Source organism: Kitasatospora sp. NPDC018619 (genome assembly GCF_044391605.1).
Taxonomy (GTDB): Bacteria; Actinomycetota; Actinomycetes; order Streptomycetales; family Streptomycetaceae; genus Kitasatospora.
The window spans coordinates 92,472-105,812 of sequence record NZ_JBISAI010000013.1; the positions used below are offsets into that span (position 1 = coordinate 92,472).

A 13,341-nucleotide genomic window follows, 5' to 3' on the forward strand; every position below is an offset into this window, starting at 1 on the left:
CTCAGTTCTCCTCCTGCCGTGCGGTGGTGGTCGGCCGGGTGCCGTCCGCCTTCCAGTCGGCGCCCCACGCGGCGGGCGCTCCGGCCGCGTCGCGGCCCGGGCCCTCGCCCGCGTGGTACTCCACCGAGTCGGCGGTCATCTGCATGAAGGCCTCCTCCAGCGAGGCCTGCTGGGGGCTGAGCTCGTGCAGCACCACGCCGTGCGCGGCGAGCAGCTCGCCGAGCCGGGCGATGTCCCCGTCGACCACCTCGTAGGAGCCGTCGGGGCCCGGTTCGTACCGCAGGCCGGCCCCGGTCAGCACGTCGAGCAGCCGCTCGGGCTCCGGGCCGCGCAGCCGGACGGCGGAGCGGGAGTTGCGCCGGATGAACTCCGGCATCGGCAGGTCGGCGAGCAGCCGGCCGCGGCCGATGACCACCAGGTGGTCGGCGGTGACGGCCATCTCGTTCATCAGGTGGGAGGAGACGAAGACCGTCCGGCCCTCGCGGGCGAGGCCCTTCATCAGGTTGCGGACCCAGAGGATGCCCTCCGGGTCCAGGCCGTTGACCGGCTCGTCGAACATGACGATCTCCGGGTCGCCGAGCAGTGCGGAGGCGATGCCCAGGCGCTGGCCCATGCCGAGCGAGAAGCCGCGGGCCCGCTTGCGGGCCACCGGGGTGAGGCCGACCAGGGCGAGCACCTCGTCCACCCGGCGCTCGGGGATGCGGTTGCTCTGGGCGAGCCAGAGCAGGTGGTCGCGGGCGGTGCGGCCGGGGTGGACGGCCTTGGCCTCCAGCAGGGCGCCGATGTACTTGAGCGGCTCGCTGAGCTGGCCGTAGTGCTTGCCGTCGATGGTGACCCGGCCGGCGGTGGGGCGGTCGAGGTCGAGGATCATGCGCATGGTGGTGGACTTGCCGGCGCCGTTGGGGCCGAGGAAGCCGGTCACCACGCCCTGGGGGACCTGGAAGCTGAGGCGGTCCACCGCAAGGGTCTTGCCGTAACGTTTTGTCAGGTCGTGCAGCTCGATCATTCGCGCTCCCTCAGTTCCTTGCCAGGCTAGGACAAAGGGGGTATCGCGGCCCGCTGAGTGGGCCCGCCGGGCGTGCCGGAATAGGTTGTGGGCATGACCCAGCTCCCCTCCGCAGTGTCCGTCCGCGAGAGCGGTACCGGAACACCACTCGTGCTGCTGCACGCCTTTCCGTTGAACGCCTCGATGTGGTCGTCCCAACTGGACGCGCTGCCCGGCCCGACCGGGGGCGACGCGCGCGTGCTCGCCCCCGACCAGCGGGGTTTCGGCGGCACCGGGCTGGGCGCCGACGAGCCCTCGCTGGACCTGGTCGCGGACGACCTCGCGCTGCTGCTGGACGCCGCCGGGATCGACCGCGCGGTGGTCGGCGGCCTCTCCATGGGCGGCTACGTGGCGCTGGCGCTGGCCCGCCGCCACCCCGACCGCGTCCGCGGCCTGCTGCTGGCCAACACCCGCGCCACCGCCGACACCGACGCGGTGCGGGCCGACCGCGAGCGGATCGCCGCCGCCGTCACCGCGCGGGACAGCGTCCGGCTGCTGCTGGACGAGAACGTCGCGGAGGGGCAGCTCGGGCCCCACTCGCAGCACCTGGCGGAGCGGGTGCGGGCGATGGTCGCCGCCGCGCCGCCGGCCGCCGTCGCCTGGGCCCAGCGGGCCATGGCGGCCCGCCCGGACGCCCTGGACGTGCTGGCCGGCCTGCGGGTGCCGGTCGCGGTCGTGGCGGGCGCCCAGGATGCCCTGGTGGCGCCGGAGGAGGCCGAGCTGATGCTGCGGGCCCGGCCGGACGCCGAGCTGACCGTCCTGCCCGGGGTGGGCCACCTGAGCGCCCTGGAGGCGCCCGAGGCCTTCGACGCCGTGGTGCGCGCCCTGCTCGCCCGGGTGGCCGCCGGATGAGCCAGGAGAGCCAGGACGCGGCGGCCTGGGACTTCTCGGCGCTGGAGGTGACCGGCCGGATGCCGGTGACCAACCGGGGCGAGGGGCTGGTCGAGCTGACCCTGGAGCCGCTCGGCGAGGACTACTGGATGCGCCCGGGGGAGACCTTCATCGTCACCTCGTACGGCGACTACGGGTCCGGGCACCCCTTCGAGGTGCAGTACTGGCCGGACTCGGTGTCCGTCTGGTGCACCTCCTGGTTCGGCACCGTCTCGGACGACGAGGGCAACCAGCTCAGCAGCGGGCACCAGCGGCCGGACGGCGCCTACCCGCGCTAGTACGACCGGTACCCGCCAGGACGTCCGGCGACGGCGCCGAAGAGCCCGCAGGCCCCCACCCCGACGGGTGAGGGCCTGCGGCGCCGCCCGGGGCGGCGTGCGTCAGCGCGACTGCTGGGCGGGCACGCCCATGGTGTCGTCGGTCGGCAGCGAGGCGGCGGCCACGGCCGCGCCGGTCAGCGTCGCCAGCATCTCGCGGACGTTGGTCAGCTGGGCGTTGATGCTGTCGCGGCGGTTGGTGAGCGCCGCCAGCTCGCGCTCGGACTCGCTGCGGATGCGGTCCGCCTTGGCGTTGGCGTCGGCCACGATGTCCTCGGACTGGCGCTGGGCCGTCTCGACGGTCTGGCGGGCGCGGCGCTCGGCGTCGGTGCGCAGCTTCTCGGCCTCCAGGCGCAGCTGCTCGGCCCGGTGCTCGATCTCGGCCAAGCGCTTCTCGGCCTTGGCCTGACGGGCGGCCAGGTCGCGCTCGGACTGCTCGCGGCGCTTGGCCAGGTTGGTCTCGAACTCCAGCGCGGCCTGGGCGGCCTTGGTGCGGGTGTCCTCGAAGAGGGCGTCCGCCTCCTCGCGCTTGTTCTGGGCGTCCTTGTTGGCCTCGGCGCGCAGCTGGGCGGCGTCGCTCTTGGCCTTGTCGACGATCCGCAGACCCTCGTCCTCCGCCTTGGCCTTGCGGTCCTTGGCGTAGTTCTCGGCCTCGGTGCGGACCTGCTGGGCAGCGGCCTCGGCGAGCTCGCGGTGCTGCTCGGCGGCGCGGTGCGCCTCGTCGCGCAGGTCCTTGGCCTCCTCCTCGGCGAGCCGCAGGATCTTCTCGACCCGGGCGCCGAGACCGGCGTAGGAGGGCTCCTGCTCGACGACGGCCGCCTGGGCGGACTGGGTTTCGAGGTGGAGTTCCTCGATGCGCTTCTCCAGCGCGCTGATCCGGGTCAGGGCACTGTCACGGTCGGCCACCAGCTTGGTGATCCGCTCGTCGACCTGGGCGCGCTCGTACCCACGGCGCACCAGGTCGAAGCCGTGAGGGGAGTGACTGTCGCTCATGGGGTTCTGGGCTTCCTGTCGTCAAACCGCTGAGGTGGTTGAGGGAATCCTGACACGGTACCGGAGTGTCGACGGCGATATGCCGTTCTCTCACGGACAATGACCGCCAATGTCCGCTCAATCGGGTGGTGCGCTCTTGGAGCGATTGCCACCCGACCGGGGAGTGCCAACTCCGGCACCGGCCTTGGCACCCCCGTCCTTCTTGTTGCTTCCCCCGTTGGCCTGGGCGACCGGTGACGGTGCCTCGAATGCCTCCAGGGCGGACAGCACGTCCTGGACCCTGGAGATCTCGGTGTTGATGTCCTTGCGGCGGCGCACCAGTTCGTCCAGCTCGCGCCGGCCCTCGTCGGTCACCCGCTTGGCCTCGGCCTTCGCCTCGGCGAGCAGCCGCTCGGCCTCCGCCTTCGCCAGCTCGATCTGCTCGTCGGCGGTCTCGTCGGCGTCCCGCAGCCGCTTCTCCGCCTCGGCGGCGGCCCGCTCCAGCCGCTCCTCGGCCTCGGCCTCGGAGGACCGCAGCTTGGCCTCGGCCTTCTCGATCAGCGCCTCGGCCCGCTCGGTGGAGTTGGCGAGCTTGGTCTCCGCCTCCTTCAGCAGGCCCTCGGCCTTGCGGACGGCGGACAGCCGGACCTTGCTGGCCTCCGCGGAGGCCTCCGAGGTCAGCTCGGCCGCGCGGTCCTCGGCGGCGGCGACCAGGGCCGCCGCGCGGTCCTCGGCCTCGGCGACGGTGGACACCGCCTGCTCCTCGGCCTCGGTCAGCTGCTCCTGGGCGGCCGTCACCAGCGCGTCCACCCGCTCGCCGGCCGACTTCATGGCCGCCGCGTTCTCCTTGCGGGCGCGCTCGTGCAGGGCCTCGACCTCGGCGTCGGTGCGCTCGCGCAGCTCCTCGGCGCGCTCGCGGATCGCGGTCGCGTCCCGGCGGGCCTCGGCGAGCAGCGCGTCCGCGTCGGAGCGGCCCTTCTCGACCTCGGCCTGACCGGCCGCCTCGCCGGCGGCGACCAGCCGGTCGGCCTCCTTGCGGGCGGCGGCGACCATCGCGTCCGCCTGCTCCTCGGCGGCGGCGGTGGTCGCCAGAGCGGTGGTCTGGGCGTCCTCGCCGAGCGCCTCGGCGTCCGCGAAGGCCTTCTCCAGGACGGCCTTGGCCCGCTCGCGGGTGGCCTTGTCGAACTGCTCGGCGGCCTCGCGGGTCTGCGCGTCGTAGGCGTCGGCACGCGCGTGGGTGGCGGAGTCGTACTCGTCGGCCAGGGTGCGGGTGGCGACGGCGTACTCGTCGGCCTCGGCGCGCAGGGCGGCGGCCAGCTCCTCGGCCTCGGCGATGCCGCGGGCGCCCCGGGCCTCGGCCTCGGCCACCGTACGGGCGGCCTGCGCCTCGGCGTCGGCGCGCAGCTGGTCGGCGGCCTCCTGGGCGGCGCGCAGCTCGGCCTCGGCGTCCGAGCGCAGCTGCTCGTCGTAGGCCCGGGCCTCGGCGCGCAGACGGTCGAGCTCGTTCTCGACGGCCTCCTGCTCGGCGGCCAGCTCCAGCTCGGTCTGCTCGCGCAGGGCGGTGGTCTCGGCCTCGGTGCGGGCGCGCAGGTCGGACGTCTCGCGGTCGACGAGTTCGCGCAGCTCGGCGGCCTCCCGCTCGGCCAGGGCGCGCAGCTCGGCGGCGTACGCGTCGGCGGCCTCGCGCTGCTCGGTGGTCTCCCGCTCGGCCAGGGCGCGCAGCTCGGTGGCGTCCTGTTCGGCGGCCTCGCGCAGCTCGGCGGCCTCCTGCTCGGCGGCGGCCCGCAGCGCGGCGATCTGCTCGGCGGCGGCCTCGTGCATGCCGGCCACCGACTGGCGGACCTCGGCGGCCTCCTCCTCGGCGGCGGCGACCAGCTCGGCGCCCTCGGCCTTCGCGGCGGCGATCAGCTCGGCGCGGTCGGCCTTGGCCTGCTCCAGCTCGGCGGCGGCCTCGGCGCGGATGCCGTCGGCGGTGGCGCGGGCCTCGGACAGCTCGCGGCCGGCCTCGGCGCGGACCGTGGAGGCCTGCTCGTTGGCCAGCGCCAGCTCGGCGGCGGCCTTCTCGCGGGTGGCCTTGGCGTCCTTGGCGGCCTCGTCCCGGCGCTGCCCGGCGGTGGCCTCGGCGCGGGCCAGGACGGCGTCGGCGGCGGTGTGCTGGTCGGTGGCGTAGGCGTCGGCCTGCGCGCGGGTCTCGGTGGCGTAGGTGTCGGCCGCCTCGCGGACCTCGGCGCTGTGCTTTTCGGCCGCCTCGCGGACCTCGGCGCTGTACTGGTCGGCCGCCTCGCGGACCTCGGCGGTCTCCGCCGCGGTGCGCCGGGTGAGTTCGGTGGCGTGCTGTTCGGCCTCGGCGCGGACGCGCTCGGCGTGGGCCTCCGCGGCCTCGCGCTGCTGGGTGGTCTCGCGCTGGGCGAGCGCCCGCAGCTCCGCGGCGGCCTGCTCGGCCTCGGCCCGGGTCTCGGCGGCGTAGGCGTCCGCGCTGGTGTGCTGGTCGGTGGCGTAGGCGTCGGCCTGCGCGCGGGTCTCGGTGGCGTAGGTGTCGGCCGCCTCGCGGACCTCGGCGCTGTGCTTGTCGGCCGCCTCGCGGACCTCGGCGGTCTCCGCCGCGGTGCGCCGGGTGAGTTCGGTGGCGTGCTGTTCGGCCTCGGCGCGGACGCGGTCGGCGTAGGCCTCCGCGGCCTCGCGCTGCTGGGTGGTCTCGCGCTGGGCGAGCGCCCGCAGCTCCGCGGCGGCCTGCTCGGCCTCCTCGCGGGCGGCCTCGGCGGCGTCCAGGTGCTCGGAGGTCTCCTCGCGCTCGCGCCGCAGGCCTTCCGCGGCCTCCTCGCGTTCGCGCCGGCTCTCCTCGCGCAGCGCGTTCGCGGCCGCCTCGGCCTCGGCCCGGGTGCGGGCGGCCTCGGTGTCGGCCTCGGTGCGCACCCGCTCGGCGTCGGCCACCGCGGCGTCCCGGACGGCGTTGGCCTCGGCCTGCGCCTCGGTGGCCAGGGCCTCCGCCGCGGCGGTCGCCTCGGCGCGTACCCGCTGGTCGAACTCGGTTGCCTCGCGCCGGAGTTCGGCGGTCTCGCGCTCGGCGGCGGCGCGGTTCTCGGCGGCCGCGGCCCTGGCGGCGGCGAGCGCGTCCTGGCCCTGCTGCTCGGCGGCCTCGGTGATCTTCCCGGCCTCGGCGCGGGCCCGGGCGAGGGTCTGCTCGGCCCGGCCCTGGGTCTCGGCGGCCTGCTCCTGGGCCTGCTCCCGCAGCCGCTCGATCTCCCCGGCGGCGCCGGCGCGCAGCTCGTCCGCGTCGGCCTTGGCCTTGGTGAGCAGCTCCTCGGCGTTCTTCGCCGACTCCTCGATCTGGACGACGGCCTGCCGGCGGGCCTCGCCGCGCACCCGTTCGGCCTCGGCGGCGGCCTGGGCGCGCAGCTCCTCGGCCTCGGCCCGCAGCCGGGCCGCCTCGTCCTGCATCTGCTCGATCCGCTCGCGGATCGCGGCGGCGTCGTCCAGGGCGGCGTTCTGGGCCTGCTCGACGGCGGCCTGGGCCTGCTCGCGCAGGCGCTGCGCCTCGGCGGCGGCCTCGGCGCGGATGCGCTCGGCCTCGGCGGCGGCCTCGCCGCGGGCGGTCTCGGCGTCCCGGTTGGCCCGGCCGAGCACCTCCTCGGCGGTCTTGGCGGCCTTGGCGAGATGGACGGTGGCGTCCTTGGCGCCGGCCGCCCGGCCCGCTTCCTCGGCCTCGCCGCGCAGCCGCTGGGCATCGGCCTCGGCCTGCGCGCGCAGCTCGGCGACCTCGCGTTCGGCCAGGGCGCGCAGCTCGGCGATGGCCGCCTCGGCCTCGGCCTTCAGCTCGGCGGCCACCGACTCGGCGGTGGCCCGCAGCCGCTCGCCCTCCTCGGCGGCGGCGGCCCTGGCGGCGTCGGCCTCGGCCTGCCTGGTGGCGGCCTCGGCGCGGACGGCCTCGGCCTCGGCGCGGATCGCCGCGGCCTCCTTGGTGGCCTGGGCGACCATCCGGGCCACCTCGGCCCGGGCGGTCTGCGAGCGCTGTTCGTTGGCGGCCTCGCCGTCGGCGACCCGGCGCTCGGCGGCGGCCTCGGCGTCGGCCTGGAGCTGCTCGGCGGCCTGCTCGGCCCGGGAGCGCAGTTCGTCGGCCTCGCGGCGGGTGCGCTCCGCCTCGGCGATCGCCTCGGCGCGCAGCCGCTCTATCTCGGCCTTGGCGGCGGCGAGCTGCTGCTCGGCGCGGGACTGCTCGTCGGCGGCCTGGGCCTTGAGGCGGCCGATCTCGGCCTGGGCGGCGGCCAGCCGGCTCTCCGCGGCGGCGTGCGCGGCGGCCAGCTGCTGCTGGGCCTCGCCGCGGGCGGCGTCCACGTCGGCGGCGGCCTGGGCGCCGGCCTGCTGGGCCTGCTCGGAGGCGGCGCGCAGCAGGCGCTCGGCGTCGTTCTGGGCCCGCTGGAGGGCGGCCTCGGCGGCGGCCTGGGCCTCGCCGCGGGCGGCGTCCACGTCGGCGGCGGTCTGGGCGCGGGCCTGGTCGGACAGCGCGACGGCCTCGGCGCGGGCGGCGGCGACCATCCGCTCGGCCTCGGCGCGGGCCTCCTGGAGCAGCCGCTGGGCCTCCTGCTCGGAGCCGGCCCTGGTCTGCTCGGCCCAGCCGTTGACGTGCTGCTCGGCGGCGCGGCGCAGCTCGGCGAGCTCGTCCTCCAGCTGGCGGCGGCGTGCGGCGAGTTCGGCCTCCAGCCGGGCGGTGCGCTCGGCGGCCTCGGCCATGATCCGCTGGGTGGCGGCCTGGGAGTCGCGCAGCTGGCGCTCGGCGTCGGCGCGCAGCTGCTGGGCCTGCATCTCGGCGGTGCGGAGCATCTGCTCGGCCTGGCCGGAGACGGCGTCGAAGGCGCGCGGCTGGGCGAGCATGCGGCGGGACTCGTGCAGCTTGGCCCGCAGCACCTCCACCTGGTAGGCGAGGTCCTCGGCATGCTCGACTGCCTTGTCCCGCTCCTTCCGAGTCCGACCCATCTCGGCCTCGAACTGGGAGAGGTGATCGTCAACCTCGTAGCGGTCGTTGCCCCGCACTCCGCGGTCCCATCCATCTCCTGGTCGCGTCCTCGACCCGGCCGGTTCCGGGCTCCGGTATCCCGGGCGCCGGTCCGACTGGTCCTTGCATCCGCGCCTGTGGCCGGACCCCTGTCATGCCGGGGCCGCCCGCCGCGGTCGTCGGAATCCGGGGCGCGGGATCGCGGAAGTCCCGCGTTCCCCCGTCCGAGTGGACTCCTGGGCGAACTCTTGCCTTGTGGAGAATGGTGACAGATCCGTCTTGCGACTGTTCAGCCGTGCCCGCGTAATGGACTCCCCTTGCGACGGGCCGACCACCGCAGGGCGGACGGGCCAGTCTTCGGCCGTGCCCGTCGCCTCCGTCCCCCGGAGCCTTCGCGCACCTGGGCATTGTAGTGGGAGCGCACTGCGGGGGAATGGCCGCAGGGGTGTTTTCCGGCTCTTCCGGCCAGGTTACTGACGGGTCATGACCGACGGGCCGTCGGCTGCGCCCGGGGCGGGGCGTGCCCCGGGGCGTGCCGGGAGGGGGTCAGTGCCCGTCGTGGCCCTGCGGCGCGGAGGTGACCAGTTCGGTCAGGACGCCGCCGCAGTCCTTGGGGTGCAGGAAGGTGATCCGCGACCCCATCGAGCCGGTCCGGGGCTGGTCGTAGAGGACCCGGACGCCCTTGTCGCGGATGGCCTCGGAGTCGCCGTCCACGTCGGCGGTGCCGAAGGCGATGTGGTGGACGCCCTCGCCGTTCTTCTCCAGCCACTTGGCCACGGTGGAGTCGGGGCGGGTGGGCTCCAGCAGCTGGAGGTAGGAGGCGCCGCCGTCGTCGGTGCCGTTGATCCGGAGCATGGCCTCGCGGACGCCCTGCTCCTCGTTGACCTCGGAGTGGAAGACCTCGAAGCCGTAGGTGGCGCGGTAGAACTCGACCGTCTTGTCGAGGTCTCGGCAGGCGATGCCGATGTGGTCGATGCGGGTCAGCACGGCGGCCTCCGGTGAGGGGGAAGGTGGTGGGCGGACAGGTGCACCCAGTGCAGCGCATGGCCGACGACGGGCGCCAGTGCCGCGCGTGCGAGCCTGCTCACACCGCGGGCGGTTCACCCGGAGCGGGTCGACACGGTGTTGACTGGAGGGTGCCAGTGCGCTCGATCACACCGTCGCTCCGGTGACGGGCGGGTAACAGGTCAGTACATTGAGCGCATCCTCACCTGGCCACGACGTGCGAAGGGGCCCGTCCCATGACCAACACCACCTCTGTGATCGTTGCCGGTGCGCGGACCCCGATGGGCCGCCTGCTGGGCTCCCTCAAGGGCTTCTCCGGCGCGGACCTCGGCGCCGTGGCGATCAAGGCGGCCCTGGAGCGTGCCGGGATCACCGGCGAGCAGGTCCAGTACGTGATCATGGGCCAGGTGCTCCAGGCCGGCGCCGGCCAGATCCCGGCCCGCCAGGCGGCCGTCAAGGCCGGCATCCCGATGAACGTCCCGGCGCTGACCGTCAACAAGGTCTGCCTCTCCGGCCTCGACGCCATCGCGCTGGCCGACCAGCTGATCCGGGCCGGCGAGTTCGACATCGTGGTGGCCGGCGGCCAGGAGTCGATGACCAACGCCCCGCACCTGCTGCCGAAGTCCCGCGAGGGCTTCAAGTACGGCGCGATCGGGATGCTCGACGCGATGGCCCACGACGGCCTCACCGACGCCTTCGAGAACATCCCGATGGGCGAGTCCACCGAGAAGCACAACACCCGCCTGGGCATCCCGCGCGAGGTGCAGGACGAGATCGCCGCCGCCTCCCACCAGCGGGCCGCCAAGGCGCAGGCCGACGGGGTCTTCGACGCCGAGATCGTCCCGGTCGCCATCCCGCAGCGCAAGGGCGAGCCGGTGCTGTTCAGCCAGGACGAGGGCATCCGCGCGGACACCACCGTCGAGGGCCTGGCCAAGCTGCGCCCGGCCTTCACCAAGGACGGCACGATCACCGCCGGGAGCTCCTCGCAGATCTCCGACGGCGCCGCCGCCGTGGTCGTGATGAGCAGGGCCAAGGCCGAGGAGCTGGGCCTGAGCTGGATCGCCGAGATCGGCGCCCACGGCAACGTGGCCGGCCCGGACAACTCGCTCCAGTCGCAGCCGTCCAACGCGATCAAGCACGCGCTGGCCAAGGAGGGCCTGGAGGTCGCCGACCTCGACCTGATCGAGATCAACGAGGCCTTCGCGGCCGTCGCCCACCAGTCCATGAAGGACCTCGGCGTCTCCTCGGACATCGTCAACGTCAACGGCGGCGCCATCGCGCTCGGCCACCCGATCGGCATGTCCGGCGCCCGCGTGGTGCTGACCCTGGCGCTGGAGCTCCAGCGCCGCGGCGGCGGGATCGGCGCGGCCGCGCTGTGCGGCGGCGGCGGCCAGGGCGACGCGCTGATCGTGCGCGTCCCCAAGGCCTGACCGGACGGTCGGACTCCCAGGGCTGCGGACCGCGGACGGCGGTCCGCAGCCCCTTTCGGCATCCGCTGCGCAAGGAGCTCCTGATGATCGATGTCGCCACGCTGGTCGAGCAGGCCCGGGAGGGCCGGCCGCGGGCGGTCGCCCGGCTGATCACGCTGGTCGAGAACGCCGCGCCGCAGCTGCGGGAGGCGATGGCCGCGCTCGCGCCGCACACCGGGCGGGCGTACACGGTGGGCCTGACCGGCTCGCCCGGGGTCGGCAAGTCCACCTCCACCTCGGCGCTGGTCTCCGCCTACCGGCGGCTCGGCAAGAGGGTCGGGGTGCTGGCCGTCGACCCGTCCTCGCCGTTCTCCGGCGGCGCGCTGCTGGGCGACCGGGTCCGGATGCAGGACCACGCCACCGACCCGGAGGTGTTCATCCGCTCGATGGCCACCCGCGGCCACCTGGGCGGGCTGTCCTGGGCGGCGCCGCAGGCCCTGCGGGTGCTGGACGCGGCCGGCTGCGAGGTGATCCTGGTCGAGACCGTCGGCGTGGGCCAGTCCGAGGTCGAGGTCGCGGCCCAGGCCGACACCACCGTGGTGCTGCTGGCCCCCGGGATGGGCGACGGCATCCAGGCCGCCAAGGCCGGGATCCTGGAGATCGGCGACGTCTTCGTGGTCAACAAGGCCGACCGGGACGGCGCCGACGCCACCGCGCGGGAGCTCAACCACATGCTGGGCCTCGGCGAGGCCCGGGAGGCGGGGGACTGGCGCCCGCCGATCGTCAAGACCGTCGCGGCCCGCGGCGAGGGCGTGGACGAGGTGGTCGAGGCGCTGGAGAAGCACCGGGCCTGGCTGGAGGAGCACGGCGAGCTGGCCGCGCGCCGCCGCCGCCGGGCCGCCCAGGAGATCGAGGCGATCGCACTGGCCGAACTGCGCGCCCGGATCGGCGACCTGCGCGGGGACCGGCGCCTGGCCGTCCTGGCCGAACGCGTGGCCGGCGGCACCCTCGACCCGTACGGCGCCGCCGACGAACTCGTCGCCGGCCTCACCCGCGCCTGACGCCCGGCCGGCCAGGGGCCGGACGCCGGGAAGGGCCGGCCCCGGAGGGCCGGCCCTTCCACTGCTGCCGGGTGGCTACGGCTTGCCGCGCAGGCCGCGGAGGTGGTCGGCGACGGGGGCGAGGGCCTCGTACATGGCGTCCAGCTGCTCCGGGGTGAAGCGGTCGATGAAGTGGGCCCGGACGCTGCGCACGTGGTCGGGGGCGACCCGCTGCATGGTCTCCCAGCCGTGCTCGGTGAGGTGGGCGTAGAGGCCGCGGCGGTCGCCGGGGCACTCCTGGCGCAGGACGAGGCCGGCGCTCTCCATCCGGGTGATCTGGTGGGAGAGGCGGCTCTTCGACTGGAGGGTGGCCGTCGCGAGGTCGGTCATCCGCATCCGGCGGTCCGGGGCCTCGGAGAGCACGACCAGGATCTCGTAGTCGTTGATCGCCAGGTTGTGCGGCTGGAGTTCGCGGCTGAGCTGGTAGTCCAGCAGCTTGGCGACCTCCAGATGGGCGCGCCACATCCGCTGCTCCCTGGCGGTCAGCCAGGGAGTCTCCTCCTCGGGCTGCGACGGAGGGGTGTCCGCAGTGTCGATCGTGTGCGTATCCATGCCCTCTAGCATAGCCGATTTAGTTCAATCTTGTACAAGTTTACAGGCCGAAACGTCGGCCGAGGTCGCCCAGGTTACCGAGGCCCGGCACGTTCGGGTTCCCGCCGTGCGAGGCCGGCTGGGTCGGCACCCCGCCGACCGGCACTCCCGCCTCGGCTCCGACCTGTCCGACCGAGCGCTCCGCCATCAGCTTCTCACTCGACTGCAGCAGCACCTGGCCGGCGCCGATGAACTCGAACTGGTGCTCCTCGCCGGAGGCCCCGCCGAGGCCGGTCAGCCGGCGGATGCCGCCGATCAGCCCGTGCATGTAGTCGTGGTCGTAGTGGTGGCACGGCGCCGGGCAGTCCGCCCAGCCGACCAGTGCCTGCGGGTCCACCCGGATCGGCGGTTCGACGAAGTGCACCGGGCCGTTGGAGGCGGCGACGAAGCGGCCGGTGCCGATCAGGGTCAGGAAGCCCGGGATGATCGACTGCTTGAGCCGCAGCGTCGGGTCGAAGGCCAGCAGGTTGCCGGAGCGGACGGTCAGGTTGCCCTCGTCCAGGTCGTACGAGTTGAGGTCGAAGGCCCGGTCGGCCAGCAGCAGCTTGCCGCGCCCCTCGGCGACCACCCAGTCCGCCGCGTGCATCGGCGAGTTGAAGTGCTGGCCGAGCACCCGGTCGAGCGCTCCGGCGCCGACGCCCTTGAAGGTGATGTCGCCGTAGTAGGCGACCATCTTGCCCTTCTGGAGGAAGTAGGAGCCCTGGAGGTCGACCGAGAAGGCGTAGGGGTTGACGTTGTCGCCGGCCGGCAGGCTGTGGGCGTCCCACACCACCGGCCCGCCGCCGCCGTGGCCGGTCGGCAGCGGGGCCACCGGGCCGCCGAACTGTTCCTGGGCGTACGGCTGTTGCTGCCCGTAGGGCTGCTGGGGCGGCGGCGCGGGCTGGTGCTGGGGCTGGTGCGCGGGCTGGTGCCCGGGCGGCGGCGGGGGGTAGCCGCCGGGCGGGGGCGGCGGGTAGCCGCCCTGCTGCGGCCCGTAGCCCGGCGGGGGCGGCGGGGCGGTGAAGCCGGGCTGGGTCGGCTG

General features: G+C 74.9%; 10 protein-coding genes. 4 read left to right on the forward strand and 6 right to left on the reverse strand.

Annotated elements, in window-relative coordinates:
• Position 1: 1 nt before the first annotated feature.
• The gene (locus tag ACH5AR_RS21565; protein ID WP_396303057.1) at positions 2–1,006 is read right to left on the reverse strand and encodes an ATP-binding cassette domain-containing protein; all 1,005 of its coding nucleotides are present in this window, start codon (positions 1,004–1,006) and stop codon (positions 2–4) included.
• 93 nt (positions 1,007–1,099) lie between these two features.
• Here ACH5AR_RS21565 and ACH5AR_RS21570 point away from each other — a divergent pair, with 93 nt between their 5' ends.
• Positions 1,100–1,897 carry an alpha/beta fold hydrolase gene (locus ACH5AR_RS21570; RefSeq protein WP_396303058.1) on the forward strand — a complete coding sequence of 266 codons (798 nt, stop codon included), beginning with the start codon at positions 1,100–1,102 and terminating at the stop codon, positions 1,895–1,897.
• Entirely contained in the window at positions 1,894–2,214 is a 321-nt protein-coding gene (locus tag ACH5AR_RS21575) for a hypothetical protein (RefSeq protein ID WP_396303059.1), read from the forward strand. Before ACH5AR_RS21570 ends, ACH5AR_RS21575 begins: the two co-directional genes overlap by 4 nt.
• A gap of 102 nt (positions 2,215–2,316) precedes the next feature.
• Here ACH5AR_RS21575 and ACH5AR_RS21580 read toward each other — a convergent pair whose 3' ends face one another.
• The 3 genes from ACH5AR_RS21580 to mce all read right to left on the reverse strand — a co-directional run bounded on the left by ACH5AR_RS21580 (position 2,317) and on the right by mce (position 9,202).
• Positions 2,317–3,246 carry a cellulose-binding protein gene (locus ACH5AR_RS21580; protein WP_396303060.1) on the reverse strand — a complete coding sequence of 310 codons (930 nt, stop codon included), beginning with the start codon at positions 3,244–3,246 and terminating at the stop codon, positions 2,317–2,319.
• Between the two features lie 117 nt (positions 3,247–3,363).
• On the reverse strand, positions 3,364–8,196 hold the full coding sequence (locus ACH5AR_RS21585; protein ID WP_396303061.1) for a hypothetical protein: 4,833 nt from the start codon (positions 8,194–8,196) through the stop codon (positions 3,364–3,366).
• Positions 8,197–8,761: 565 nt separating this feature from the next.
• Positions 8,762–9,202: a methylmalonyl-CoA epimerase gene (mce, locus tag ACH5AR_RS21590; RefSeq protein ID WP_396303062.1), complete on the reverse strand. Its 441-nt coding sequence runs from the start codon at positions 9,200–9,202 to the stop codon at positions 8,762–8,764.
• 254 nt (positions 9,203–9,456) lie between these two features.
• On the opposite strand from mce, the gene ACH5AR_RS21595 reads away from it, so the two are divergent.
• Together ACH5AR_RS21595 and meaB are read left to right on the forward strand one after the other, a co-directional pair.
• Positions 9,457–10,650, forward strand: coding sequence for an acetyl-CoA C-acetyltransferase (locus ACH5AR_RS21595; protein WP_396303063.1), 1,194 nt, complete (start codon positions 9,457–9,459; stop codon positions 10,648–10,650).
• Positions 10,651–10,733: 83 nt separating this feature from the next.
• Entirely contained in the window at positions 10,734–11,690 is a 957-nt protein-coding gene (gene meaB, locus ACH5AR_RS21600; protein ID WP_396303064.1) for a methylmalonyl Co-A mutase-associated GTPase MeaB, read from the forward strand.
• A gap of 75 nt (positions 11,691–11,765) precedes the next feature.
• On the opposite strand, the gene ACH5AR_RS21605 is transcribed toward meaB, so the two are convergent.
• Positions 11,766–12,281 (reverse strand): MarR family winged helix-turn-helix transcriptional regulator, encoded by a 516-nt coding sequence (locus tag ACH5AR_RS21605; protein WP_396303065.1) that lies wholly within the window; start codon positions 12,279–12,281, stop codon positions 11,766–11,768.
• A gap of 40 nt (positions 12,282–12,321) precedes the next feature.
• On the reverse strand, positions 12,322–13,122 hold the full coding sequence (locus ACH5AR_RS21610; RefSeq protein WP_396303204.1) for an AIM24 family protein: 801 nt from the start codon (positions 13,120–13,122) through the stop codon (positions 12,322–12,324).
• Between the last annotated feature and the right edge of the window lie 219 nt (positions 13,123–13,341).